This window comes from Saccharopolyspora sp. NPDC049357 (assembly GCF_040677225.1).
GTDB lineage: Bacteria > Actinomycetota > Actinomycetes > Mycobacteriales > Pseudonocardiaceae > Saccharopolyspora.
Genome location: NZ_JBFAQJ010000024.1, coordinates 44,363 through 70,929 on the forward strand (window position 1 = coordinate 44,363; position 26,567 = coordinate 70,929).

Annotated in this window: 21 protein-coding genes; 12 read left to right on the top strand and 9 right to left on the bottom strand. The window is 68.6% G+C overall.

Annotated features, from left to right (window positions below; genetic code table 11):
- Positions 1-70 precede the first annotated feature (70 nt).
- The 3 genes from AB0J91_RS20310 to AB0J91_RS20320 are packed head-to-tail and all read right to left on the bottom strand — an operon-like array spanning position 71 to position 3,332.
- The gene (locus AB0J91_RS20310; protein WP_363871026.1) at positions 71-1,516 is read right to left on the bottom strand and encodes an aldehyde dehydrogenase family protein; all 1,446 of its coding nucleotides are present in this window, start codon (positions 1,514-1,516) and stop codon (positions 71-73) included.
- Positions 1,513-2,676, bottom strand: coding sequence for a mandelate racemase/muconate lactonizing enzyme family protein (locus tag AB0J91_RS20315; RefSeq protein ID WP_363871029.1), 1,164 nt, complete (start codon positions 2,674-2,676; stop codon positions 1,513-1,515). Before AB0J91_RS20315 ends, AB0J91_RS20310 begins: the two co-directional genes overlap by 4 nt.
- On the bottom strand, positions 2,673-3,332 hold the full coding sequence (locus AB0J91_RS20320) for a GntR family transcriptional regulator (RefSeq protein WP_363871032.1): 660 nt from the start codon (positions 3,330-3,332) through the stop codon (positions 2,673-2,675). The genes AB0J91_RS20315 and AB0J91_RS20320 overlap by 4 nt, the downstream gene beginning before the upstream one ends.
- Before the next feature lie 136 nt (positions 3,333-3,468).
- Between AB0J91_RS20320 and AB0J91_RS20325 the strand changes: the two genes are divergently transcribed.
- Genes AB0J91_RS20325 through AB0J91_RS20340 form a run of 4 tightly spaced genes read left to right on the top strand, consistent with a single transcriptional unit; the run spans position 3,469 to position 7,895 of the window.
- Complete coding sequence (locus AB0J91_RS20325; protein WP_363871035.1) at positions 3,469-4,806, top strand: MFS transporter; 1,338 nt, start codon at positions 3,469-3,471, stop codon at positions 4,804-4,806.
- Entirely contained in the window at positions 4,803-5,933 is a 1,131-nt protein-coding gene (locus AB0J91_RS20330) for a 6-phosphofructokinase (protein WP_363871038.1), read from the top strand. Before AB0J91_RS20325 ends, AB0J91_RS20330 begins: the two co-directional genes overlap by 4 nt.
- Positions 5,934-5,985: 52 nt before the next feature.
- On the top strand, positions 5,986-6,993 hold the full coding sequence (locus AB0J91_RS20335) for an alcohol dehydrogenase catalytic domain-containing protein (RefSeq protein ID WP_363871041.1): 1,008 nt from the start codon (positions 5,986-5,988) through the stop codon (positions 6,991-6,993).
- Positions 6,990-7,895 (top strand): 2-deoxy-5-keto-D-gluconate 6-phosphate aldolase domain-containing protein, encoded by a 906-nt coding sequence (locus tag AB0J91_RS20340; RefSeq protein ID WP_363871044.1) that lies wholly within the window; start codon positions 6,990-6,992, stop codon positions 7,893-7,895. Before AB0J91_RS20335 ends, AB0J91_RS20340 begins: the two co-directional genes overlap by 4 nt.
- 323 nt (positions 7,896-8,218) lie before the next feature.
- Here AB0J91_RS20340 and AB0J91_RS20345 read toward each other — a convergent pair whose 3' ends face one another.
- The gene (locus AB0J91_RS20345) at positions 8,219-8,536 is read right to left on the bottom strand and encodes a hypothetical protein (RefSeq protein ID WP_363871047.1); all 318 of its coding nucleotides are present in this window, start codon (positions 8,534-8,536) and stop codon (positions 8,219-8,221) included.
- A gap of 343 nt (positions 8,537-8,879) precedes the next feature.
- Here AB0J91_RS20345 and fxsT point away from each other — a divergent pair, with 343 nt between their 5' ends.
- From fxsT to AB0J91_RS20385, 8 genes are all read left to right on the top strand, one after another.
- On the top strand, positions 8,880-11,066 hold the full coding sequence (fxsT, locus tag AB0J91_RS20350; protein ID WP_363871050.1) for an FxSxx-COOH system tetratricopeptide repeat protein: 2,187 nt from the start codon (positions 8,880-8,882) through the stop codon (positions 11,064-11,066).
- A 122-nt stretch (positions 11,067-11,188) separates the two neighbouring features.
- Positions 11,189-12,721 carry a DUF2235 domain-containing protein gene (locus AB0J91_RS20355; RefSeq protein WP_363871160.1) on the top strand — a complete coding sequence of 511 codons (1,533 nt, stop codon included), beginning with the start codon at positions 11,189-11,191 and terminating at the stop codon, positions 12,719-12,721.
- Between the two features lie 56 nt (positions 12,722-12,777).
- Entirely contained in the window at positions 12,778-13,176 is a 399-nt protein-coding gene (locus tag AB0J91_RS20360) for a LysM domain-containing protein (protein WP_363871053.1), read from the top strand.
- Between the two features lie 115 nt (positions 13,177-13,291).
- A complete protein-coding gene (locus AB0J91_RS20365) occupies positions 13,292-14,425 on the top strand; it encodes a hypothetical protein (RefSeq protein ID WP_363871056.1) in 1,134 nt (377 codons plus the stop codon).
- A gap of 282 nt (positions 14,426-14,707) precedes the next feature.
- On the top strand, positions 14,708-16,060 hold the full coding sequence (locus tag AB0J91_RS20370) for a S8 family serine peptidase (protein WP_363871059.1): 1,353 nt from the start codon (positions 14,708-14,710) through the stop codon (positions 16,058-16,060).
- Entirely contained in the window at positions 16,057-16,302 is a 246-nt protein-coding gene (locus AB0J91_RS20375; protein WP_363871062.1) for a hypothetical protein, read from the top strand. Before AB0J91_RS20370 ends, AB0J91_RS20375 begins: the two co-directional genes overlap by 4 nt.
- A 45-nt stretch (positions 16,303-16,347) precedes the next feature.
- Entirely contained in the window at positions 16,348-17,277 is a 930-nt protein-coding gene (locus AB0J91_RS20380; RefSeq protein ID WP_363871065.1) for an endonuclease/exonuclease/phosphatase family protein, read from the top strand.
- 529 nt (positions 17,278-17,806) lie between these two features.
- A complete protein-coding gene (locus AB0J91_RS20385; RefSeq protein WP_363871068.1) occupies positions 17,807-19,036 on the top strand; it encodes an MFS transporter in 1,230 nt (409 codons plus the stop codon).
- 107 nt (positions 19,037-19,143) lie between these two features.
- Here AB0J91_RS20385 and AB0J91_RS20390 read toward each other — a convergent pair whose 3' ends face one another.
- Genes AB0J91_RS20390 through AB0J91_RS20410 form a run of 5 tightly spaced genes read right to left on the bottom strand, consistent with a single transcriptional unit; the run spans position 19,144 to position 26,503 of the window.
- The gene (locus tag AB0J91_RS20390; protein WP_363871071.1) at positions 19,144-20,931 is read right to left on the bottom strand and encodes an IucA/IucC family siderophore biosynthesis protein; all 1,788 of its coding nucleotides are present in this window, start codon (positions 20,929-20,931) and stop codon (positions 19,144-19,146) included.
- The gene (locus AB0J91_RS20395) at positions 20,909-22,066 is read right to left on the bottom strand and encodes an MFS transporter (RefSeq protein ID WP_363871074.1); all 1,158 of its coding nucleotides are present in this window, start codon (positions 22,064-22,066) and stop codon (positions 20,909-20,911) included. The genes AB0J91_RS20390 and AB0J91_RS20395 overlap by 23 nt, the downstream gene beginning before the upstream one ends.
- On the bottom strand, positions 22,066-23,361 hold the full coding sequence (locus AB0J91_RS20400; RefSeq protein ID WP_363871077.1) for a lysine N(6)-hydroxylase/L-ornithine N(5)-oxygenase family protein: 1,296 nt from the start codon (positions 23,359-23,361) through the stop codon (positions 22,066-22,068). The genes AB0J91_RS20395 and AB0J91_RS20400 overlap by 1 nt, the downstream gene beginning before the upstream one ends.
- A complete protein-coding gene (locus AB0J91_RS20405; protein ID WP_363871080.1) occupies positions 23,358-25,043 on the bottom strand; it encodes an IucA/IucC family protein in 1,686 nt (561 codons plus the stop codon). Before AB0J91_RS20405 ends, AB0J91_RS20400 begins: the two co-directional genes overlap by 4 nt.
- Entirely contained in the window at positions 25,040-26,503 is a 1,464-nt protein-coding gene (locus AB0J91_RS20410) for a pyridoxal-dependent decarboxylase (RefSeq protein WP_363871083.1), read from the bottom strand. The genes AB0J91_RS20405 and AB0J91_RS20410 overlap by 4 nt, the downstream gene beginning before the upstream one ends.
- Positions 26,504-26,567 lie beyond the last annotated feature (64 nt).

Sequence of the window (26,567 nt, forward strand, 5' to 3'; positions counted from 1 at the left end):
TCGGCCCTCGGGACCAAGACCTGCCGCACGACCTGCACAATATCCAGCACCTGACCGCTCCGCCGGCGGTTCACGCTCCGACCGCGGTGGTGTGCCAGGTCAGGAAGGCGTCGAGGCCGATCTGACCGCCTTCCCACCCGAGTCCGCTGTGCTTGAGCCCGCCGAAGGGCACCACCGGTGCGTTCGGAGTGGCGTTGTTGACCCCGACGATCCCCACGTCGAGCGCCTGCGCGACAGCCGTGGCGCGGACGGGCTCTCCGATGACGTAACCACCGAGCCCGCACGGGTCCGCACGGGTTGCGGTCACCACTTCGCCGAGGTCGGTGTAACCGCGGAGGGTCGCCAGCGGCCCGAAGACCTCCTCTTCGACCGCACGCCCACCGGCAGGGTTGACGCACAGCACCGGCCGAGCGAAGTGCCCCCGGTCGGGCAACGCGACATCGCCGGTGTGGACGTCGGCGCCGGACCGGGCCGCGTCCTGCGCGATCTCGGCGATGCGGGCGGGGTCACCGGGGAGTGCGAGCGGTCCGAGCGTGGTGTCCGGGTCGAGCGGATCGCCCAGGACGAGTTCGCCGGTGACGCGGAGGAAGGCAGCGGCGAAGTCGTCGACGAGGTGCTGCGGCACCCACACCTGCTGGGCGGCGATGCAGGACTGGCCGTTGTTGCGGTACTTCGCGACGGCCAGCACGTCCGCCGCCCGAGCCGGATCGGCGTCGTCGAGCACGACGAACGGCGCGTTCCCACCGAGTTCGAACACGTTGCGGGTGAAGTTCGGTGCGGTCTGCGCCGCCAGCAGCCTTCCGACGCGTGTCGAACCGGTGAAGGTCAACCCCCGCACCCGCGGGTCCTCGAGCCAGGTACCGGACACCTCGACGGGGTCGCCGAGCACGGTGCCCACCACACCTGCGGGGACGTGGGCTTCGACGATCTCGGCCAGGCGCAGTGCGGAGGCCGGGGCCACCTCGGACGGCTTGAACAGCACCGGACAACCTGCGGCGAGGGCGGGAGCGATCTTGCGGGCCGGGATGGACAACGGGAAGTTCCACGGGGTGAGCACGGCGACGATTCCGAGCGGGCGCTGGATCACCTCGTGCCGCAAGCCGGGCACCACCGAATGGGACGCACCGCTTCGGCTGCGGATCGCATCGGCGAACCACTCGAAGAACGCCGCCGACAGGCCCACTTCGGCACGGGACTCGGCTAGCCGCTTGCCGGTCTCCCGGCTGATCAGCACTGCGAGCCGTTCGGCCTCGGGTTCGCTGCGCAGCGCCGAGGCGATCGCCCGCAGCGCTTCGGCCCTTGCCGCCAGCGCGGTTTCGGCCCACCCGCGCTGCGCGCGCTCGGCTTCGTCCAGGACTGCCCGCGCCTCGGTCGTTCCGCCGCCGATGAGCTCGAACAGGGGCTCGCCCGTCGCGGGCTCGGTCACGGTGGTGCGCCAGGGTCGCGCCGGTTGCACGGGCTGACCGTTGATGCGAGCGCCGCCGAGCGCTTCGACTTCGGTGCCGGTCGTGGTCATGCGGTGAGCTCCTCTTCGGAGTGCGGTGCGGGCTCGAGGTGCCGCTGCGCGGCGTGCAGGTCCAGATCGACACCCAGTCCGGGACCGTCGGGGAGGATGATCCGCCCCAGGTGCGGGCGCGGTCCGTCGATCAGCAGCGGATCGCGCAGCGGGTTGTCGCGGATGTCGTACTCGATCGCGTGCACCGCGGGGGCGCAGGCGGCCAGTTGGAGGGTGGCGGCGAAGGCGATCGCGCCGCCGTATAGGTGCGGCATCACCGGTTTCCGGTGGGCTTCCGCGAGCTGGCAGATGGCGAGGGCTTCGGTGAACCCGCCGGTCTTGGCGATGTCGGGCTGCAGGATCGCCACCGCCGGGGACGCGGCGAAGCGGCGGAACTCCTCGCGCCCGTAGAGGTTCTCACCGGTCGCGATGACCAGTCCGGTGCGCCGGTGCAGCTCTTCGAGCTCGTCCAGCCGGTTGCCCCGCAGCGGCTCTTCCAGCCACGCCACGTCGTACTCGGCCAACAACGGCGCCATCGCCACCGCTTCGTCGACGCCCCACGCCTGGTTCGCGTCGGCGTACAGCGCGACGTCGGCGCCGAGCGCTTCGCGCGCCTCGACGAGGATGCGCTCGTCGTGCTCCCTGCCGAAACCGAGCTTCACCTTCACCGCGGTGTAGCCCTCGGCGAGGCAGTGCCGACCCTGCCGCACCACACCTTCCGGGCCGAGACTGCTGGCGTAGAGCGGGCTCGATTCCCGGATCCGGCCGCCGACCAGCGAGCCGATCGACCGCTCACAAGCCCGGCCGTGCAGGTCCCAAAGCGCGATGTCGACCGCGCTGATCGCCTGCATGATCGGACCCGGTGCGCCCCACTGGCGCCCAATGGGCGTCAGCTCGACGACCAGTCGACGCTGCAACTCGGTGATGCGACGCGAATCCTGGCCGATCACGAGCGGGAACACCCCCTCCCGCAGAGTCGCCACCCGCTCGACCGTCGCCCAGGACGGGTAGTTGGTCCAGCTCTCCCCGTAGCCGATCCGGCCGTCCGCGGTCTCCAACTCCACCAGCACCATCGAGCGGTGCGTCAGCGGTGCGAACGACATCGCGACGCCGTCCCGGGTGGCGGCGCGCAGCACGTGCAGCCGAGCCTCGATGATGGTGCTCGGGGCCGTGGCGCTCACCGGTGGTCCACCTCCTCCGTCGATGCCAGCAGTGCCAGCCGAAGCCGGGCGATGTGGGCCCGCGCGGCCTTCTCCGCCGCAGCCGGGTCCCCGGACTCGATGGCGCTCAGGATCTTGTGGTGATCGTCCAGGGCGTGCCGCGGTCCGCCGGTGACCGTGGTGGTGCGCATCGCCAGCCGGATCTGCGTCTGGATGTCGTCGAGCAGCCGCACCACCTCTTCGTTCCCCCCGGCCTCACGGATCAGGGCGTGGAAGCGCATGTCGGTCTCCAGGTGCCGGTCCAGATCGGCCGATTCGACGGCGGATTCGTGTTCCTCGAGCACTTCCCGGAGCCGGTCTACGAGCCGGCGTCCGGCGTTCTCCACCGCCAGCCGTGCCGCGAGGCCTTCGAGCACTTCGCGGACCTGGTAGAGGGTGGCGAGCTCTTCGGGCCCCACCCGGGACACCACCGCGCCTCGCCGAGGCTCCTCGCGCGCCAGCCGTTCCTGCGTCAGTCGCAGCACCGCGTCCCGGACCGGGCTGCGGCTGACCTCCAGCTCATCGGCGAGCGCCGGAACGCTCAACCGCGTGCCGGGCGGCAGTTCGCCGGAGAAGATCTGTTCCCGCAGGTGCTGGTAGACGGCGTCCGCGATCCGCTCCGCGGATGAAACCTTCATCGTCATTCCTTCCCGTCCCGGCCTGCACGACCCCGCATGTGGTGTGCGGTTCCATGACATCTTGACACGTTACATGCAGTTGGTTCAATCTACATGCAATCCGAGACTTCGAGGCTTCCCGATCAATGGAGATCAGATGAGCGCGACAAGACACATGCGCCGAGTGAGCGCGGCGAGCCTGGTGGGCTCAGTGCTCGAGTGGTACGACTTCTACCTCTACGGCACCGCCGCCGCGCTCGTTCTGGGCACGCTCTACTTCCCCGCATCGGACCCGTCGACCGAGACGCTCCTGGCGCTGCTGTCCTTCGCCGGTGGCTTCATCACCCGCCCCTTGGGGGCCGTCGTGTTCGGCCACTTCGGCGACCGCCTCGGCCGGAAGTCGATGCTCGTGACCACCATGATGATCATGGGCCTGTCGACGTTCGCGATCGGTCTGCTACCGGCCTACGAGACCTGGGGCTTCTGGGCTCCGGCGCTCCTGGTGGTTCTGCGGCTGCTGCAGGGCGTGGCGATCGGCGGCGAGTGGGGCGGTGCCACGCTGCTGACGGTCGAGAACGCGCCGAACGGTCGGCGCGGCTTCTTCGGCTCCGTTCCCCAGCTGGGCGCGCCCATCGGTCTGCTGCTGTCCGCAGGCGCCTTCGCGCTGGTCTCGCAGCTGCCGCAGGAGGACATGATGTCCTGGGGCTGGCGGGTTCCGTTCTTGTTCAGCGGGTTGTTGCTGCTCGCGGGCATGTGGGTCCGGGTGAGCGTCGGGGAGACCGAGGCGTTCAAGGCCGCGCGAGCCACCGCCGCCCCGCCCACCTCGATCCCCGTCGTCGAACTGCTGCGCACGCACTGGCGCCAGACGCTGCTCGCGCTGGGCGCCCGGCTCGCCGACGCCGCGACGTTCAACGTCATCAACGTCTTCGCCATCTCCTACGCGGCGCACACCCTCGGGCTCGGCGGCAACGTCGTGCTGACCGGTTTCATGGTCTCCTCCGCCGTGCAGATCGTGCTGATCCCGCTGTTCGGCAAGCTCTCCGACCAGATCGGACGGCGGCCGGTCTACGGCGCGGGAGCCGTCATCTGCGGTGTCGGCGTCTTCGGCTACTTCTGGGCGTTGGAACAAGGATCTGTGCCGGTCGTGTGGGCGGCCATCATCCTGATGCACGCCGTCGGCACCGGGCTGATGTTCAGCATCCAGTCGGCGTTCTTCTCCGAACTGTTCGGCACCTCGGTGCGCTACTCCGGAATCTCCATCGGCTACCAGGCGTCGGGGCTGATCGCCGGCGCGCCCACCCCGGCGATCGCGACCGGGCTCGCGGCGTGGGCCGGAGGCGCGTCCTGGCCGGTGAGCACCTACCTGCTGGTGCTGTGCGTGATCACGCTCATCTGCATCGTCTACGTGGGAGAAACCGCCAAGCGCGAGCTGGGCTCCGCATCGGGAGGCACCACGGCGGAGAACGCCCCCGCACCTGCGAGGAGCACGACGTGAGCACCCGCTACGCGATCGTGCAGGCCGGCGCCCCCAGCCCCGTCATCAACGCCAGCGTCGCAGGCTTCCTGCAGCAGGCCGCGGAGCAGGGCGAAGCGGAAGTGGTGGGAGTGCACGGCGGCGCCAACGGCCTGGTGGAGAAGAACTTCTCCACCCTGCGCACCGATCGCCCCGACCTGCCGGCCATGGCCGCCGAGCCCGGCGCGGTGCTCGGTGCCGGACGGCGCCCTCCCGACGCCGACGAGCTCGAACGCGGCGTCGAGCACCTGACCGGCGCCGGTGTGCAGGGCGTCGCGGTCACCGGGGGCAACGGGTCGATGGCGCTGGCCGCGGGACTCTCCGACACCGCCGCTCGGCTGGACGTGCCGTTGCAGGTCGTCGGCATCCCCAAGACCGTCGACAACGACCTGCTCGGCACGGACCGCTCCCCCGGCTTCCTCACCGCGGGCACCTACGCGATGCGAGCCGTGCACGCGCTCGGCGCCGACCTGCGCGCCATGGCACCGCTGGAACAAGTCCGGCTGGTCGAAGTGCTCGGCCGCGGGGTGGGTTGGCTCGCCTTGGCCGCAGCGCTGGCGCGCAACGGCGAGCACGACGCACCGCACCTCGTGTACACGCCGGAGGCCCCGCTGACGCTGGCCGGCTTCTTTCCGGAGGTCGACCGCGTCCTCACCCGGCACGGCCACGTCCTCGTCGTCGTCGCCGAAGGAGCCGTCCCGGAACTCACCGGCGCCGAGTTCGACGCCCCGCACCCCGGCCGGTTGCTGCGCAACGGAGCCGTCCGCGATCTCGCCGAACGCACCACGGACGCCCTCGGTCTGCGGACCCGGCCGGAAGTGCTGGGCATGGTCCAGCGGGCAGCGTCGTGGCTCGCGCCCGAGCGGGACCGCACCGACGCTTGGCAGGTCGGCGCCCATGCCGCGCACCTGCTGCACCAGGGGGCGTCTGGCCTCATGGTGAGCCTTGAGGCACTCGACGACGAACGTTCCCCGAGCACGTGCTCGACGGTGCCGCTCGACGAGGTCGCCGGGCGGACTCGCTCGGTGCCGTACCCGCTGGCTTCCGGTTGCCCGGACGTACCCGCGGACTTCCGCAGCTGGTGGAACCGGCTCAGCCCGGTCGCCTGACATTCACGACCGCCGCAGACCGGTGAGAACGAAGGAGACAGGTTTGACCACGATGACCGTCGCACGATTCCCGGGAGAAGGCGCCGTTCACTTCGAACGACAGCCGGTCCCGGCGTTGGAACCAGGGCTGGTGCGAGTGCGCGCGGAGCTCGTCGGACTCTGCGGCTCGGACAAGCGGCTGCTCAAGGACGGGGCGCGATTCGTGCCGGGCCACGAGATCGTCGCCAGGGTCACCGACACCGGCACCACCACTGCCGATTTCACACCCGGTGACCGGGTCCTGGTCTACATCCCGCTGTTCTGCGGGCAATGCCGCGCGTGCCTGCGGCAGGACACCAACCGATGCCTGCACCTCGACAGCCTCGTCGGGTGGCACGCGGACGGCGGCTTTCGCGAGTTCCTGGACCTGCCTCCGCGCAACCTCATCCCGGTGCCCGACGACGTGCCCTCCGACGTCGCCGTCCTCGCGCTCGACACCGTGGGCACGGCAGGTCACGGACTGCGCATGGCCCGGCGCGGTCTCACCGATGACCCCGACCACGTGGTCGTCGTGGGGTGCGGGCCGCTGGGCGTGGGTGCCGCCGCGGTCAGCACCCACCTGTTCGGCTGCCGCGTGCTGGCCGGCGACCTGTCCGCGACCCGGCTGGCCGCCGCGGCCGAGGTCGGCGCCGAACCAATGCCCGACGATCTGCCCGGCAACGCCCACCCCCTCGTCATCGAGGCGTCCGGTTCGGAAGCCGGACGCCGGCTCGCCTGGGAACTGGTCGAGCCCGGCGGTGTCCTGCTGCTGCTCGGTGAGGGCGCGACAGACCTGTCATTCCCGATGGGACCTCGCTGGCGGCGCACGGACATGACGATGGTGCGCTCGTTCTACTTCCCGCTGCACGAGGTCGACGACAACTGGGCGCTGCTGCGCTCGATCGGCGCGAACCTGGCCCGAACCCTGTGCGTGCGCACGGATTTCGCGGACCTCGAACAGACCTACCGGACGTTCGGATCCGGTGAACAGCTCAAACCGCTGGTGCGAATCCCCACCTCGAAGAACGGAGATCCCCGATGAACCCCTTGTTCATGCTGGCCATGGACCAGCGGCTCTGGCTCAAGGAGGCCGTGTTCGGCACCACCGAGCTCACCACGGCGCAGACCGAGGAGCTGGTGGCGATCAAGGAGTTGATCGCCGACGGGGCGATCCGCGCGATCCGCGACCACGGGGTGGACCCGGCTGCGGCCGCGGTGCTCGTCGATGAGGAGCTCGGCGGCGAGAGCCCCGCCAGGATCAAGGACGCCGGGCTCCAGCTGTCGATGGCGCTGGAGAAGTCCCAACCGTCGGTCTACGAGGAGGAGCCGCGCTCGGTCAGCGGGGAACTGCTCGCGGCACACCGGCCGCACATCCCCAAGGTGCTGGTCCGGTACAACCCGGCGGCCGCCGACGACATCGCACGCAAGCAGCTGCTCGACCTGAAATCCACATCGGACCGAGTCCGGCAGAGCGGCGCACCGCTGTTGGTCGAGATCATCGTCCCGCCGACACCGGAACAGCTCAGCGACATGGGGTCGACCGAACGATTCGACGCCGAGCTGCTGCCCGACCTGACCCTCACCGCGATCGACCACATCAAGGAGACCGGGGCGAGGGTCGACCTGTGGAAGCTGGAGGGCATGCCCGACGCCGAGCGCTTCGCCGCACTGCTCCAGCGCTGCCGGGCCGGAGTGGAGCACCCGGTCGACGCGGTCGTCCTCGGCAAGAACGCCGAGGAGGACGTGGTGAACGGCTGGTTGCGCGACGCCGCCGAAGCCGGCTTCGTCGGTTTCGCCATCGGCCGCAGCATCTGGTGGGAAGCCGTGCAGAACTTCCGCGCCCACCGCATCAGCCGGGACGACGCCGCGGACGCGATCGCGCGGACCTACGCCGGCTACTGCTCGCTCATGACCGAGGCATTGGGGTTCCCAGCACTCCCCTGAGCAACGAGTTCTCGCCGAACCCGGCGAGCGTCGCATTGCGGCTCTGCGGTCTGGGGCGTACGCATGAACGCCCCAGACCGCAGAGCCACCCAGCGCAGCGATAGCGGACCTGCGGCTAGATCGACCTCGGCAAGGGTTCAAGCGACGGGCAGATGTTTCTGCTGTCGCGCGAAGGCGGGCGACATGGCAGGTCAAGACTGCCGCCACCAGCCCGTTCGCGGCACCCCGACGGGCGCTCCTACTCACCAATTGAACACTGCGTCAAAACGGCTGCGGCACCGATGCAAGCGGCGGGTTTCGAGTTCTGGCTCCCGGGGTGTACTTCAGCCTTGGTGCCGTCCGGCGAGGTGATCGGTTTCCCGGCGCAGCAGGGACTCCAGCCACTGTTCACGCCCGGGTTGCATCCGCGAAGCGATGGTCGCGATGCCCACTGCCACGACCGGGTGCCCGGCGCGAGCCGGCACGGCCATGCTGATGCCGACGGAGTCGTCGACGACCATACCCCGGTTGATCGCCAATCCGCCTCGTTCGCGGGCCTCTTCAACGAGTTTGAGGATGACCGCAGACGACAGCGGGCTGTAGTCCCGTACGATTTCGGGCTCGTTGGCTTCCACAATCGCGGCGGCCTCGTCGGCTTCCATCGCGGCCAGATATTGCCCACCACGTAGGCCTCGGGGCCGAGGCGATAGCGCCGGTCAGGTCCTTCACGTCGCGTGTCCGAGGGGGACTTGAACACGCCTGCCGACCCGACGGAGGCTCGCGACACACCTCCAGGGCCGCAAATCGGCACGGCGCTGAAGATGCCACACGCCAATTCGCGCTCGCAAAGACCGGAACCCACCGGCCGAATCCGGTTGTTCGGGATCACGACAACGCGATAATTGCTGTGTGAGTGATCGCCGCGAGGTTCCACCTACGGCCCCCAGCAACGTCGTAGCAGGCACCGCCCGCAATGTGGTCCAAGCTCATACGATCGAGGGTGGCGTGCACGTCCATAACCACGCGCGAGCGCCCGTTGGTTTGCCCCATCGCGCGGGGAGCTTCCCACCCCGGGCTGCGGCGTTTCAGCGTCGCAACGTCACAGACGCGCTGGCCCAGGCACACCACTCGGATGATCCGGCAAGGCCGGAATCAGGTTCCGTCGTGATCTCGGGACTGGGCGGAGTGGGCAAGACTCAGGTCGCGTTGGAACACGCCGAGCACGTTTGGGCGACCCGCGCAGCCGAACTCGTGGTGTGGGTGACCGCGGCGTCGCGGGAAGCTATCACCTCCACCTTCGCGCGTGTGGCCGAGGATTTGACCGGCGTCGACGGCTTAACAGCCGAGCAAGGCGCTTCACGACTGCTGGAATGGCTTTCGGCCACCTCGGCTCGGTGGCTGATAGTGCTGGATGATCTGCGGAACCCTAGAGATCTACACGGCTTGTGGCCGCCCACCACCTCCACCGGCCGGGTGGTGATCACCACCCGCCGCCGAGACGCCGCCCTCCGCGGCCACCGCCGGCACATCATCGAACTGAACACGTTTACCCCCGATGAGGCGCTCACCTATCTCCACACCGCGCTAGCTGACCAGAAACAACTCCTGGACGGTGCCGCAGAGCTCACCGCCGCGTTGGGATATCTACCGTTGGCGTTAGCCCAGGCCGGCGCCTACATGTGGGACCGCGGCCTGTCCTGTGCGGAGTACCGACAGAGGTTCGCCAACCGCAATCGACGCTTGGCCACTCTCGTTCCTGAACCCGAGGGGCTGCCAGATGGACATGGTGAGACGGTGGCGATCACCTGGTCGTTGTCGATGGAACAAGCGAATCAACTCGAGCCTGCAGGCGTTGCAGGGCCGCTGTTGGAGGTTGCGAGCCTGCTGAGTTCTGACGGCATCCCTCTTGCTGTGTTCACTAGCCAGGCCATCACAAGACTGTTGAGCGAGGAAATTGACCACGAGGTCGGCATCGAGGAGGCCAGCGATGCTCTGGGGTGCTTGCGAAGGCTCAGCCTGATCTCTCTCGACCGCTCGTCTGCCACACATGCCGTGCGTGTACATGCCTTGGTCCAGCGCGCTACACGTGACGCCCTCGTCCCACGACGCCTCGGGCTTGTGGCCAAGACAGCGGCAGATGCCCTGCAGCACGTCTGGCCGGACGTGGAGCGCGACACGGTGCTAGCCGAAGTGCTGCGCGCTAACACCGATGCGTTAGCCAACACGGCTGGCGAGCACCTTTGCAAGTCGCGTGTCCATCGGGTCCTCTTCCGCGCCGGCACAAGTCTTGGAAACGCAGGCCGGCTAGCCCAAGCCCGCGACTACTTCGAACAGCAGCACATCGTCGCCCGAGAACATCTCGGGGCCTCCCACCCGGACACCCTGACTGCACGCCGGGAACACGCACGCTGGCGCGGGCACGCCGGGGACACGCCGGGCGCTGCAGAGACATTCAAAGCGGTGCTGTCCGACTTCCTACGCGTGCTTGGCCCCGATCACCCCGAGACGCTCGCAACTCGCCGCAGTCACGCCTTTTGGCGCGGAGAATCCGGCTCCCCCGCAGAGGCGGCACACGCGCTCGAAGAATTGCTGGCCGACTACCGCCGCGTGCTAGGTGAAGACCACCCCGACACGCTGGTAGCTCGCCACAGCCTTGCTCGCTGGCACGGCGAAGCCGGACAGCCGGCAAAGGCTGCAGCCGAAATGGCAGAGGTGCTCACCGCCCGGATACGCGTACTAGGCCCAGACCACCCTGACACCCTGGGGACCCGTGGGAACCTTGCTCGCTGGCACGGCGAAGCCGGAGAACCGGCAAAGGCTGCAACTGAGATGGCAGAGGTGCTCGCCGCCAGGGAACGCGTCCTGGGGCCGGACCACCCCGACACCCTGATCGCCCGCGGAAACCTGGCACGCTGGCAAGGAGAATCCGGCGACCCGACCGGAGCGGTGTCAATGTTGAAGGAGGTGCTGACCGACCGAATCCGCGTGTTGGGAGAAGACCACCCCGACACGCTGACCACCCGCAGCAACCTCGCCCGCTGGCGCGGAGAATCCGGTGATCCCGCAGCAGCGACAGCAGACCTCGCCGCGCTCCTCTTCGACTGCGAACGCGTGTTTGGCTCCACTCACCCCCGCACGCTCGGCATCCGCACCAGCCTCGCACGCTGGCGCTCCAAGACCGCAGACTGCTGAATGGCCCCCCACCGCCGTTCGCGGTGTGTAGTCGGGACCAAAGGCTGTACAGCGTGGCGAGCGCCTCGGAGAGACTTGGGAGGTCAAGCTTTGCTTTGGGGGCAGCTGTGAAGCACCTGATCGTGTGCTGTGACGGCACCTGGAACTCCCCGCACGACGAGACGAACGTGCGTCGTCTCCACGATGCCGTGGCTGATCAGAACGCCGACGGCGAGCAGAAGAAGTGTTACGTGTCGGGGATCGGCACCACCGGTTTCCTTCCCGCTGACGTCGTCGCCGGAGCAGTTGGGCTCGGGCTGGACTCGAAGATGGTCGAGGCCTACGACTTCTTGGCCCGGAACTACCAGCACGAGAACACCGACGGTCGTCCGGACAAGATCAGCTTGGTGGGGTTCAGCCGCGGCGCCTACCTCGCGCGGAACCTGGCGGGGCTGCTGACGACCTACGGGATCGAACCCGTGCCGCCCAGCACCAGCGAATCCGACCGCACGCACGCTGAGAACGTCTATACCGCGTACCACCGGAACACGGACAGCGCGACGGTGTGGCGCCGCTGGTTCCACCGCAGGTTCGCACATCCCGTCCAGGTGCACTTCCTGGGCGTGTGGGACACGGTGGGATCACTGGGCATTCCCGCGGAGTTCGGCATCCTCGACACGTTCGACGCCGGCAAGTACCGGTTCTACAACACGCGCCTCAGCGATCACGTGGTTCACGCTCGCCACGCCGTCGCACTCGACGAGCGGCGAGGCCCGTTCGCCCCCACGCTCTGGACCTCTCGAGCCGACGCGAACGGTTCGACCTTCCGCCAGGTCTGGTTCCCCGGAAACCACGGGAGCGTCGGTGGTTCCGGCCGCGATCAGGAGCCCGGTGCCAGCACCGGCCACCTGTCCGACGTCACGTTGCAGTGGATGATCGACCAGGCCGTTGAACGCGGCATCTCCTTCGCTCAGGTGCCGCTCACTCCGGACGCCTCCGGTGATTTCACGGAGAACCTCAGGAGCTTCTACCGATTCGTCAATCCGCACCCGCGGGCGGTCCCACAGCTCGCCGAGAACAGGCACGACACCACCCTGGGCGAGATCCACGAATCCGCGCTTCAACGCGTCAAGGTCGTCGAAGGCTATCGGCCTCAGAAATCGCTCATCGGAGATCCGCCACGGGCAAAGGCTTTGGTCCACGCCCGCGAAGCGTGGAACGACACCGGGATCTGGCTCACCCCAGGCACCTATCGGCTATCAGCACGAGGCGAATGGTCCGACAGCGGCGTCCGATCCGGCCCGTCGGGAACGCGAACGGGAGGAGCGCCCCTCGCCGCACTCCTGCGCGGAGGTCTCCGGGCGCTGGAAGCGCTCCAAGCCGGAATCCGGGCAGCCACGAGGAACGATCAGGCGCGAGTGTTCGGCACCAGACGCGTCTGCGCCGACATCAGCGGAAACGCGACCCCCTGGATGTGCCTGGTCGGCGTGATCGCCGACGGCGCGCTGGACCCGCACACCGAACTCCAGCAGCCCCACACGACCTTCAAGATCGGCGATGGCGTCACCGACTTCGAAGTCTTCCGCCCTGGCTACCTCTACGCCTTCGCCAACGACGCCTGGGGGTTCTACTTCAACAACGCCGGAGCAGTCGAGCTCACCGTTCAATCGGGCTAGGGAAGTTCGGGCGCACCTGCTGGTGGATCCAGCGGGTTCATCGCCGGAGAGGACGGGTGTGCACCTTCCTGAGAACGACTGCACGTCCGCAGCAGACCGCACCCGAGGGGTGCACGGAGGAGGGCATCATGATGAATTGCGAGACCTACACGGTCCAGAGGGGCGATACGCTCTCGGAGATCGGTGAGTGGTTCCACGTTCCGTGGGAGGAGCTCCAGTACCTCAACGACATCCGAGACCCGGATTTGATCTACCCGGGTCAGGAGATCCGCTTGGCGGACGATGCACAGGTGTGCAAGGTCTACACGGTGCGCGCGGGGGACACGGTTTCGGAAATCGGTGAGCGCTACCACGTGAAGTGGCAGAAGCTCGCGCACTACAACCACCTCGCCGATCCTGACACCATTCATCCTGGCCAGAAGATCTGCATTCCGCAGCAGACCGGCAACCGCTGAGGCCGTCCGGGAGATTCGTCCACGGGACGCTGTTGGGGAGCACGGGGTTCCGCGGTCCCACCGCGCGCTTCGCCCGCGCGCGGTGGTCTCGTACAGCCGAGCGAGGTGAGCGGAGATGACCGCATCGGACGAGGTGCAGCGGAACGAGGCCGAGGCGCAGCAACCGCGATTCGTCCGCCGTTGGCCGTGGGCCCAGCGAACCCTCGCGCACATCCGCGAGCTGCGAGCACTGGCGGGGTACGTGGAGAAGCAGGTGTCGAGCGCCTCTTGCAGGGCTCTTGTGATCGATGCCAGGGATCAACTGGACACCGCGGAGCGAGCTGTGCTCGAAGCACGTTGGTTCTGGCGTGGCAGTGCCGTCGACGGGGCGCTGGCGAACATGAACGCCGCGCACGCGCTGCTGCTGCAGGTGATGCCGCGCCAGGACCTGCGGGCCATGCTTCCGGATCTCGTCGCTGTGATCGAAAGCCACCTCCCGCCGCACGACCGGCGTCGGGTGACCACCGTGGAGGTGGCCGGGGAGAGTGGCGCCGGCCCGGCTGACTCACCACCGCCGCGGCAAGCGAACGGGGGTGCCCCAGGGGGAGAAGGCAACGGGAGAATCCCCACGGCCGTCCAGAGGCGATCCATCGCCGAAGCCGTGCGCGCCTCCTACCACGTGCAGGAGAGCGAGGTCATCCGCGAGCGGAGCTTCACCTACCTGGTGTACAAGTGGGCCGGTGGCCTGTTCGCCATCGCTGTCCTGATCGCGCTCCTCGCGTTCTACTTCCCCGCAGCGCTTCCCCTGTGCTTCCATCCAGTACCGCCCGTTCCACCGACGCACCACGCGGTGGTGTGCCCGACCGGGGGCGCCCCGAACCCTGGATCACTACCCGTTCAGGGGTGGGACTACCTCGTGGTTGAACTGGCCGGTCTGATCGCCGCCGCGGTGACCGGCGCCGCGGCCCTGCAGCAACTCCGCGGAACGGCGACGGCGTCCAACGTGCCCATCACCCTCGCCGTGCTCAAGTTGCCGACCGGGGCGCTCACAGCAGTCCTCGGAATCTTGCTCATGCAGGGGCAGTTCTTGCCAGGACTCACCGCGCTCGACACCCCGGCGCAGATCATCGCCTGGGCCATCGTCTTCGGAGCCGCCCAGCAGTTGTTCACGCGGTTCGTCGACGAGCGGGGTACAGCGGTCATGCGTGCGGTCCCGGCTCCGGGCCCCGACGACCTGCCTCGCAAATCGGAGAGCCGGACACCCCACTGAACCTGAGCTGGAACCCCGACGCTCCCGCTGAAAGCCCTCCGCCCGCCTGCTTCAGCCAGTCAGTCAGACGCAATTTCACACTGGCGAAGCCACTTCCTGTCACGGTCGCGATGTGCCCAGGCAGTAGAAGAACCGACGGAGGTCCAAGCTGCCCGGATCCGGATTGTGAAAGTTGCTTCCGGGTCCAACGGCCCTGTCGTGAGGTGTCGTCGGAATGCCACTTTGGTTCTGCACAAAGCCTTTTGACATGCGGGAAACCGCAGGTACGCGGTGGGGGTTGTGATGACTGGGGCTATGCCGTCGTTCGCCAACGGTGATCCGGAGTTCGGTCGCCGAGTACCCGATGAGCTGGGCGCGCCGACGGGACGTTACGTGGTGGTGCTCGCCGACGACGTGCAGGGCGACGAAACCGCGACAGCCGAGGCGTTGCGGTCGGTGGCCGGGGTCGCCAACGTCGCGCGGTCGAGCGACTTCGCGGCCGGCGCGCTGGATGTCGACCAAGCCGAATCCGCCGATGCCATGGTGTTCAGCGAGCTGGGCGTGGCCGTGGTGTCCGCGGACCCGGACCGGGCGAGTTCGATCATCGCCACGGCAGACGAGGACTCCCGCGTGATCGCGGTTGAACCCGAGCAGATCCTGCACACGTTGACCCAACCGCAGGCGCTGACGGCCGGTTACCTGCACGGTTTCCGCGACGCGGCCAGCCTGCTCTGCGATCAGTTGAGCGAAACCGATGGGGCCGCGATGCTGGCGGAGCCCGCGGCGGCGCAGTTCGTCGACACGCCCGTGATGACCTGGGGTTTGCAGGCCACCGGGGTCGCCACGGCGCAGCCGGCCGGTCAGGGAACCAAGGTGGCGGTGCTCGACACCGGGTTCGACGGCGGACACCCGGATTTCGCGGGCCGGAACGTCACCGCCCAATCGTTCGTGTCGGGTCAGACGGTGCAGGACGGTCAGGGCCACGGGACGCATTGCATCGGGACCGCCTGCGGACCGCAGCGCCCGCCCAGCCCGCCGAGCAGCCGCCGCTACGGTGTGGACCACGGCGCGCACATCCTGGTCGGCAAGGTGCTCAGCAATCAGGGGTCCGGAACCGACACCAACATCCTCGCCGGGATCGACTGGGCCATCGCCAACGGCGCGAAGGTCATCTCGATGTCGTTGGGCGCCGACATCCCCGCTGTGTCGCAGCGCTACGAGGCGGTGGGCCGCCGGGCGCTGGATCGCGGTGCGCTGATCGTGGCAGCGGCGGGCAACAACGCCGACCGGTCCAGCGGCGACGTCGGCTTCGTCGGCATCCCTGCCAACAGCCCGTCGATCATGGCCGTGGGAGCCGTGGACTCCCAGCTGCACATCGCGGAGTTCTCCGCCCGCAGCAACCCGGTCAGCGGTGGCCAGGTCGACATCGTCGGCCCAGGAGTGCTGGTGTACTCCTCCTGGCCGATGACCAAGCGCTACCACACGATCAGCGGCACCAGCATGGCCACGCCGCACGTGGCCGGCATCGCCTCGCTGTGGGCGCAGCAGACCGGAGCCACCGGCGCGGCGCTCTGGTCGATGCTCACCCGCACCGCGCGACGACTGCCACTGCCCTCGATCGACGTGGGCGCGGGACTGGCCCAGGCATCGCAGTGACGACGGAGCCTCAGCAGGTCGTGGTGACCGTCGATGACGATCAGTTGGCGGAGATCGGTGAGCTCGCCGAGAGGCTGCGCCTGGCCGGAATGCGGATCGATCAGGTGCTCGGCGACATCGGCGTGATCACCGGGTCTCTTCCAGCGGACCGCCTGACCAGCGCCCAGCGGCTTCCCGGCGTCGCCGCCGTCGAACGGGAAACGTCGTTCCAGTTGCCGCCGCCGGACGAGGACGTCCAGTGACCCGGACAGACCAACGCCCACCCTGACCGTCCGGAGGGATCGCAGATGACCGCCGTGCGAATCTCGACGTTCAACGTCGAAAACCTCTTCGCCAGGTGGCGATTCAAAGAGGGAATTGACCCATCGCTCGCGAACACGCGCGGCTGGACCGTCAACGAGACGCTGTTCAGCGAACTCGGCGCCGGCGACAAGGCGATCACGGGTGCGGCGGTGCGCAGCGAGAAGGCGGACCTCATCGGCTTCCAGGAGGTCGAGAACGTCGACACGCTCAAGAACTTCCGCGCGCGGTCGCTCGGGGGACGCTCCGAATATCCCCACGTCGCGGGCGTGGACGGCAACGATCCGAGGCGGATCGACGTCGCGGTGCTCTCGCGCTCACCGATCACCCGGATCCGCTCGTACCAGCACCTCGCGGACCCGGACGCCCTCACCAGCTCGCTGTTCTCACGCGACTGCCTGGAAGTCGACGTTCAGCTGACGGAACGAACGATGGTGACCCTCTTCGTCAACCACTTCAAGTCGATGATGGGTGGGCGTGCCGCGACGCGTTCACGCCGCATGCTGCAGGCAGCGGCGGTGCAGCGCATCGTCACCGACCGGTTCGGTTCGAACCCGGGTGCTCATCCCTTCATCATCATGGGCGATCTCAACGACTACCTGGAGTCCGATGACCAGGGGGACTCCGGGATCACCGAGCTCGTCGAGTGGGATCAGGTCGACAACGTCATCAACCGGCTGCCCGAGGATGAGCGCTGGACGCACTTCTGGGCCAAGGGCAACAAGTACCATCAACTCGATTACCTGTTGTTGTCGCGCTCGCTCGCCGATGCCAATGCGGCGAAGCCCGAGATCCTGCGCAAAGGTCTGCCGTTGCGGGCGACGCGCTACGCCGACGAGCGCTTCCCGGGCGTCGGGCAGGACCACCCGAAGGCGTCGGACCACTGCCCGGTCACCATGACGCTCGACGTTCCCTGAGCGCGGTCGAGAGACCTCGAAGCTACCCGCCAGAGGCGCTGTCCAGCGCGATCGGCGAGGTCGATGATCGGTGCCGCACCGACACAATTGCGGCGTTCGCCGCCGTTGCCCGGTTGGGCTCGGTGCGGCTGACCGCTGCCGTGCTGCAGGTTTCCGAGGCGAACGGCGCCTCGACACGGGCAAGGATCACGCACACCACCCACACCACCCGTCACGCCATGCCGACCATGTGAGCAGTGACGGGTTGCTACTGTGGGACAGGCTGGCGGTTGTTCTTCACTCGTGTGGGTGCCAGCGGGGTGCGTTTCATGCACGGAGTGTTTCGGTTCACGCTCCTCTGGTTGGACATCGGGGCCGTTCGGGGTCGAGACTGGGACCAGGACAGCCGATGACAGCGTGAGTTCCGCTTGGTCGACTGTCTTGCTTTTGGCCTTCTTCTTTATCGATACAGATCGTCGGTTCCCCGAGCTCGGTGATCTGCATCGTCCCCCGTACTGCTCGCAGAGTCTGCTTCCCCGAGAGGAGAACTGTGCCCTTCGCGCTGCTCGCGCTCGCCGTTGGCGCTTTCGGTATTGGCACCGCCGAGTTCGTCATGATGGGCGTGCTCCCCCAAGCCGCCGCCGAGCTCGGCGTGTCCATCCCGACCGCCGGGCACCTGATCAGCGGTTACGCGCTCGGCGTCGTCGTCGGAGCTCCGGCGTTGACCATCCTCGGCGCTCGGTTGCCGCGCAAGACCATGCTCGTCGTGACGATGGGGCTGTTCACCGCCGGGAACGCGCTGTTCGCGCTGGCCCCGAGCGCCGGGGTCGGCGTGGCCCTCCGATTCCTGGCCGGACTTCCGCACGGCGCGTTCTTCGGCGCCGGTGCCGTGGTCGCCGCCGGCCTGGCCGGGACCGGTAGCCGGGCCAAGGCGGTCTCGATGATGTTCATGGGCCTGACGCTGGCCAACGTCGTCGGCGTGCCGTTGGGCACGCTGCTCGGCCAGCAGTTCGGCTGGCGGGCCACCTTCGCCGTGGTCGCCGCGATCGGTGTCGTGGCCGTCGCCGCCATCGTGCGGCTGGTCCCGGACCAGGGTCGCCCCGAGCCGGGACAGTCCGCTGTGATCGACCAGCTCACCGCTTTCCGGTCACCGCAGGTCTGGTTGGCGTTGGCGATCGTCACATTCGGCCTCGGCGGAACCTTCGCCTGCATGAGCTACCTGACCCCGATCCTCACCGACGTGTCCGGGTACTCGCCGACCGCGGTGACGTTGCTGCTGGCGCTGGCCGGGCTCGGCATGACGGTCGGCAACTACCTGGGCGGCTGGATCGCCGACAAGGCCCTGATGCCCGGCGTCTACGCCGCGCTGATCGGGATCGCCGTCGTGCTCGGCCTGTTCACCATCACCTCCGGCGACAAGGTGGCGGCCGCGGCGACCGTCTTCGCCATCGGGGCCGTCGGCTTCATGGTGGCGCCGATCATGCAGGCGCTGGTCATGGAGAAGGCCGGTGGGGAGGCGTCGCTGGTGTCCGCCGCGCTGCAGTCCGCCTTCAACGTCGCGAACTCGATCGGTGCCTACGCGGGCGGTCTGATGATCGCCCACGGGCTCGGCCTGCTCTCGCCGAACCTGGTGGGGATGCTGCTGTCCGCGGTGGGCCTAGCGCTGGCCCTGGTGACGAGCGGCCTGGACCGCAAGTCCCGCCGCGAGGTTCCGGCGCTGGAGGTCATCGAGGGCGGGCGTCCGGCAGCGGCTCCGCAGCTGGTCGCGGCCGCGGCCTGAGCCGCGGCGCTTCTCCGCCTTTCACCCACGCGCGGCAGGCGCTCCAACACCGCAGCGATCACCTGATCGCTGCGGTGTTGCCGCGTTCCCCGGCGAGGGCTCCTTCCTCAGTCGACGCCCTTTTCGTGCAAGGGGTTGGGGATCGTTCCGTGCACAGCGGCGTGAGGACGCTCAGGCCGGTCGCGGTAGGCGTCCAACAACAGGCGGTTGCGGTTCAAGCACAACCGCTCGATCTCCGGGGTGAGCAGGTCGAAGATCTTGAAGCGGTCCGCCAGCTGGGGTGCGCCCGCCTGGTAGGCGAGGACCTCGGCGCGCACCATCGCCCAGAATTCGCTCTCCGGCACCCCGAGGTGCTCCTCCACCAGCGGTGCCAGGTACCGGAAGTGACCCACGAACAGGCCGCTCTGGATGAACTGGCACAGGAACTGGGGCTCCTCGCGCAGCAGGACCTCGTCCACTTCCTGCGGCATGTCCTCCAGTTCGGGCAGGGGCGCGGAGGCGACGTTGACGTCGTCCACGAAATCCTTGACGGCGAGTCGGACGGGCATCTCGTCGCCGTCGAAGACGACGATCGTGTTCTCCCCGTGCGGGGAGAACACGAGACCGTACTGGTAGAGGAAGTGCAGCAACGGTGGTAGCAGCGCGCCGAAGAGGTTGCGCAGCCACGTCCTGGCATCCGCACCGGAGCGTTCGACCAGCTCGCTGACGAACGCGCGTCCATCGCGGTCGACGTGCAACAGCGAGGCCAGGGTGCGGGCCCGTTCGCCGCTGTCGAGCTTGCTGCTGATCGGCTCCCGCCAGATCGCCCCGAGCAGTTCCAGGTACTGGTACGGGACTTCGGGGATTTCCTCCAGCACGGGATGTTTGACGGTGACCGACGCGACCTCGCCGAGCAGCACCACGCGGGTGTGGTCGCGCAGGAACTCGTCGTTGGCGGCCAAGCCGAGCACCCACGACGTCAGCGCCGGCGCGGCGACCGTGCGCTCGGTCGGCAGCCCTCGCCAGACCAGGGTGTTCAGGATCGACAGCGGCAGCTTGACGTAGTGCCTGCCCGGGTCGTCGATGTTGGCGAAGGTCCGGATCGACTGCTGCGGCCGGTAGAGGTCCGGGCCATCGCCGAGCGGCACGATCCGCTGTTCAGCGACGTCCGGGGCGAAGGCGGGCAGCACCACCTCGTCCCACTGCCAGGGGTGCACGGGCATCCAGACGTAATCCTGCGGATCGAGTCCCGCGTCGGTCAGCACTTGCGCGAAGCGCCCACGTGTCTGCTCGTCGAGCTCACCGCTGAGCAGCCGCTCGTCAGTGAGGCCTTCGACACCGCGGTACTGGGCCAGCGAGGCGTGCACCGCGATCCACGGCAGGCGCAGCTGCTGTCGCGATTCCGGTGCGTAGCGTGCGACGTCGGAGGCGGAGAAACCCACCCGGCCCTTGTTCGGAAGGATCCAGGGATGCCCGGTCTGGTGACCTTCGAGCTCGACGTAGGACAGATCGGCGAGCTCGGCGGCGGTGGCGCCATCGGTGCCGAGCAACCGGGCGTCGGCGGCCAGCGTGGCGTTCAGCTCGCGGGCGAGATGTCCTGCGGTGTCACCGCTGATTCCCAGCGTCGATCGGGCGTCGAGGAGGAACTGCAGTGGATCGTCGGCCGGCTGCTGCGAGTCTCCGGCGGTGCGCACGATGGACTCGGCGTCGACGCTCCAGTGCCCGAACGCGGAGCGCCGAGCGGCGAAGCGGTACGACACGTTGCCGGGCAGGTCGAGCCGGTACCGGCCGGCGTCCAGTTCGATCGGTTCGAGCAGCAGTTCGTAGGACAGCTCACCCAGCGATTTGGCGAGCAGATCGCGCCCGGCGCGCCGCCAGTTGTCCGCGGTGAGTTCAGCGGGTACGGACAGGGACATCTGACACCTCCGAAGAGCGGGGATGGAAAAGGGTCGTGGGAACCAGGGCGGTGGTGACCGCGAGCACCGCGAACAGCCCGGCGCCGGTGGCGAGCGGAACGGCCAGGTCCCAGGTGGCGCCGGCTGTGGCGATCAGCGGCGCCGACAGCAGAGCGGTGTGCTGGGCAGCGGCGATCAGCCCGTAGACCGCCTCCGAGCCCCGGGTGGTCGTCAGGACCCGGACGTCCAGCGCGACCTGACCGAGGCCGAGGCCGGCCCCGAACACCGCGCGCCCCAGCGCGAGCAGCAACGGGTCCGCCGTCACCGCCTGCAGGACCAGTCCCGCCGCAGCCACGGCGAAGGGCACGACGAGCCCGGGCGGCCTCGTCCGCACCTGCTTCACGGCGACCAGCGCCGCGAGGTGGGCGACGACGAACAGCAACGCACCGGCGAATTCCGAAAAGCCCGCTTCGGACGAGTATTCGGTGAAGTAGGGCCGCACCACGTTGCCGGCGAGGTGGAAACCCAGCACCAGCACCGCCGTCGGTAGCACCACTCGTGCCGTGAGGGGCACGACGTCCGCCGGCTTGACCGTCGTTTCCTCGCCTGTCGCCCGTCGGGACCGCAGCGCGACGGCGCACACCACGAGGAGCACGCCCTCGACCACCGCGAGCAGCGGCAACGCCTGCGTCGGATCGGGAGCACTGACGATCAGCGCACCAAGTCCGGACGCGGCGACGATCGCGATCTGCAGCACCGCGACGTACTGGCGCACGCCCGACAGCAGTCCTTCCGGATGGGTGCGGGCCGTGGCCGGATAGGCCAGCAGCACGACCGCCTTGGCAGCGACCAGGGCGACGCCGATGGCGGTGAACACCGCCCAGCTCGGTGCCAGCGCGAGACATCCGGTCAGCACGACGGCAATCGATTGACCGCACAGCACAAGGTGTTCCATGCGCCACCGCCGCGTGGCCAGCCCCCACAACGGGAGTGCGAGGATCGCCGCGATGCGGCTCAGGCCCACGAACCAGCCGGTCGCGGCGAGGTCGTGCACCCCGAACGCGGCTCGGAACAGTTCCGGGTAGAACGGGGCCAGTGCGGTTTCGGTCACCATGTGCAGTCCTGCCGCCGTGAGCAGGACGTGCCGCGAGCGCATCACTCGACGCCGAAGGTCGTGAACGCGTTGCGCTGCGGCAGCGCGTACGCGTCGCGACCGGAGACGGAGTTGAGGATCACCGCGGCGCGGTGCGCGCCCAGTCCGAGGTCGGGTGCGCCCACGCCGTGGCTGTGCATCTCCGCGTTCTGGACGTAGACCTCGCCGGTGACCTCGTCGGACAGCGCCAATCGGTAGTGGTCGTCGACCTGGTAGCGACCGCGGTCGTCCCAGTCGATCACGTCGGTCAGCGAGTGCAAGCAGGACGGCGTGTTGGCCGAGTACCCGGTGGCGAGCACGACCCGGTCGGTGCGGACGTCGAACGCGCGATCCTGCTCGATGTGGTGGCACGCCAGCTCAAGACCGCAGCCGTCCTGGTGCGCACCTGTCACGGCCACGTTCGGCATGAGCGTCACGTCCGGAAAGCGTCCACCGATGCTGCGCTCGTAGAGCACGTCGTGGATCTCCGCGAGCGTTCCGGCACTGCTGGCCTTGTAGAGCTGCCACTGCGCGGGCACCACGCGGTCCCGCGTTTCCTGCGGCAGGGTTCGGAAGTAGCGGGTGTAGTCCGGGGTGAAGTGCTCGAGGCCGAGCTTCGAGTACTCCATCGGCGCGAACGCCTGCGAGCGCGTCAGCCAGCGCAGCCGCCACCCCATTTCTTCCTGGTGCCGCAGCAGGTCGAGCACGACCTCGGCGCCCGACTGCCCGGAGCCGATCACCGTCACGTCCTCGGCGCCGCGCAGCGACTCCAGGCGTTCCAGGTAGGACGAGGCGTGGAAGACCTCCTTGCCCAGCAGCCCGCGCAACGGCTGCGGCACCACGGGCTCGGTGCCCACGCCGAGGACCACGTTGCGGGTGACCGCGGTCTCCCGGCGCGCCGTCTGGACGTCCTCGGCTTCGACGTGGAACACCTGGTCGTCGGCGTCCCAGCGCACTTCGGTGACGCGGTGTCCGAAGCGGCAGGACGGCAGCGAATCGGCCACCCACCGGCAGTAGTGATCGTATTCGCGGCGCGAGATGTGGAAGTTCTCCGCGAAGTAGAACGGGAAGAGCCGCTCGTGCTCGCGGAGGTAGGACAAGAACGACCAGCGGCTGGTCGGGTCCACCAGGGTCGTCAGGTCCGCCAGGAACGGCACCTGCAAGGTGGTGCCGTCGATGAGCAAGCCGGAGTGCCAGGAGAACTCCGGCTTGGCGTCGAAGAACGCGACCGAGAGATCGTCCACCGGCTCGGCCAGGGCCGCCAGGGACAGGTTGAACGGTCCGATGCCGACTCCGACGAGGTCGTGCACACGGGTCATGCGACGGTCTCCCCCTCTGCGAACGGGTTGTCGATGTCGACGTAGACCGATTGCGTTTCAAGCGGCCCGACGAGTTCGTCGAGTCCGTCGATGCGGGTGAGCAGGTTGGCCTTGCAGCGCAGGGTCGTCGCGTCGGCGAGCGTTTTGGCCAGCGGCAGGTCGGAGAACTCCCGCAGCCGTTCACCGAGCAGCCCCAGCAGCCGCCGCTCGTCGGCCAGACCCTGCGAGCCGAACGCACCGACGAGCCCGAGCAGGTTGTTGACGCCGATGTAGTAGCCCAGGCGCTCGTCGATGACGGCGTCCTCGACCCGGTTGTCACCGAACTCGCCCACGCCCGGCAGGAACCGCTCCAGCTCGCCGACCCGGGTCGCGGAGATGTAGTAGCCCTGGTTGTCCCGATACCACCCGCCGCACGGCCAGCCCTCGGCGTCCAGGGCCACGACGGTGTTCTGCTGGTGCGCTTCGAGTCCCAGCCCGTGGGCGCGGTAGAGCCACAGCACCGGCGCGATCACGTTGTCGAAGTAGCGGGCGCACCACTGCTCGGAGACTTCCGCGACCGTCGTGCCGGTCCGGTCGGCCAATCCCGCGATGAGCTCTCCGAGCGCGGATCGGCCCAAGTCGGGCCGCTCGGCGAGCAGCCCGGCCACGCATGCCGCGCGCTCGTCGACGCCGAACGGGTTGTCCCGAACGACCACCTCGATCCCGCTCTCCTGCCTGCCGCTGCCGGCGGCCGGGTCCACGGCCAGCCAGGCAGGGTCGCGCACGATGGAGAACCCGGGATGAGCCGCGGAGATCTCGGCGGCCAGCCCCGATCCCAACAAGCGGTCGATCTCGACGCCGCGGTGCAGCTCCTTGCGGAGGTTCTCCCGTTTGGAGTTCGTGATCGGCATGCCCAGCGAGAACTTGAGCATCACCGGGGCGTCCGGCCGGTACAGCGTCCGGATCGACGCGGTGGGGAACCACGGCACGCCTGATGGTCCGAGGTCGCGCAGCAGTCCGGTGTCGAACAGCTCTCGCACACCAGGCCTTTCGCGCACCTCTGCCGCTTGCCACGGGTGCAAGGGCACCGCGACCGCTCCCGCGTCGACCTCCGGGGCATAGCCGCCCAGCAGGTCGGCGACTTCGCCTTGCGAGGACACCACGGACCGGTCCGCGGCGAACCAGTGGAGCTGGAAAGCCCCGCGCAGTTCCGGGGAGTAGGCGGTGGCCTCGGCATCGGTCCAGCCCACGCGGCTCTTCGGCGTGGGATGCATGGGGTGCCCCAGCAGGAGGGCCTGCTCGGCGGCCAGGAACGGCGTGATTTCCTGCGGAACGACCGTCTCAGCGCGACGTTCACGCAGGTGGCGAGCCGTGCGGTACTGCGAGTCCGCCACGCGTCCGACGAGGTCCGAGGCCGTGTCGGGGTCGGTCGTGCTCTCCGCGGACAGCAGCCCCGCCAACGTCACGGCGTTGACCACACCACCGCCGGGGAACCGCACCTCACCGAACTGGTGGTGACCGGTCGGCGAGCAGCGCAGCACATCGACGTGCACGCTCGTCCCAGCGGCAGGAAGCGGCAACTGCAGGACCCCCGATTCCGGTACCTCCGCGGCGGTTTCGCGCAACCAGCACCGCAGCAGTCCGTTGATGGTCGCCGCATCGGCGACACGAGAGTGGTCCATCGCGCTCGCGATGCCGGTCATCGGCTTTCCCTTTCTCCAGCGGCGCGCACGTCGTCGATCAGCGCAGAGATCTCGACGGGCGTGGTGTGCGGGTTGAGCAGCGTGAGCTTGAGCCACACCGAGCCGTCCAGTTCGGTGCGCCCGACCACCGCCCGGCCCTCGGTCAGCAGTGTCCGCCGCAATTCGGCGTTGACCTGGTCCGAGTCGCGGGATTCCGGCCGGTAGCGGAAGATCACCGTGGTCAGCACAGGATCCTGGTAGAGCTCGAAATCGGGACTGTCGCGGAACACCGCGGCGGCGTGCAACGCCTGCTCGTGACATTGATCAACGAGCTCACCGAGCCCGCGACGCCCCAGGGCGCGGAAGGTCACCGCGATCTTGAGCGCGTCCGGTCGACGGGTCGTGCGCAACGAACGCCCCAGCAGGCTCTGGAATCCGGCGACCTCGTCATCTTCGGTGTTGAGGTAGGCAACCCTGCGTTCCATCGGATCGAACGCGGCGGCTCTCCGCGCGAGCAGCACCCCGGCCGCGACAGGTTGCCAGCCCAGCTTGTGCAGGTCGATGGCGACCGAGTCAGCGCGCCCGATCCCGTCCAGCAACGGACCCAGCCGCTCGGAGAACAACGCACCTCCGCCGTACGCGGCATCGACGTGCATCCACACCTCGTGCTCGGCGGCGATGTCGGCGATGTCCGACAGCGCGTCCACGGTGCCGAGGTCGGTCGTACCTGCCGTGGCGATCACCGCGATCGGGATGTCGCCGCGGTCGCTCAAGTCGGACAGCACCACGCGAAGTGCGTTCGCGTCCATCCGCTGTTGGTCATCGACGGGAACGTGCACGATGCAGTCCTCGCCGAGTCCGAGCACTCCCGCGCTGCGCGCGACCGAGAAGTGCGACGTCGCTGAGCACAGAACCCGAAGCCGCCCGTGCGCCTCCGGTGGAATTCCCGAAGCGACCGCCTGCGCGCCGAAAGCTCGAGCAACCGCGTGTTCCCGCGCCAGCAGGAGGCCCGTGAGGTTGGATTCGGTACCACCCGAGGTCACCGCCCCGGAGGCGACGTCGGGGTCGTAGCCGACCAGCGAGGACAGCGCGCGCACGACTTCCGATTCGATCTGGGTGCCCGAAGGCGCCTGGTCCCAGGAGTCCAAAGAGGAGTTCAACACCCCTGCGACGAGATCCGCCGCGACCGCGACCGCCAACGGGGGCGTGTGCAGGTGCGCCACGCATCCCGGGTCGGCCGGATCCGCCGCCCCTGTGGTGAAGCCCTGCGCCACACCGGCGAGCGCGGTCTCCGCGCCCTGTCCCTCCGCCGGAAGCACCTCGCCGGAGAACAGCGACCTGACGGCGCCCGGACCGCCTGCGGGCAAGGGGCCATCGCGCTCAACAGTCCCCTTCTCGAGAGCCTCGAGCGCGGTGGCCAGCAGCGGACGCAAGAATCCGGGACCGCTGCTGCCACCCGCTAGCTGGGTACTGATCGTCACGTGCGCTCCACCTCGTAGTCGGGTTGTGCGATTTCGCGCCGCGAAGCGGCGAGGAACGGCCGGA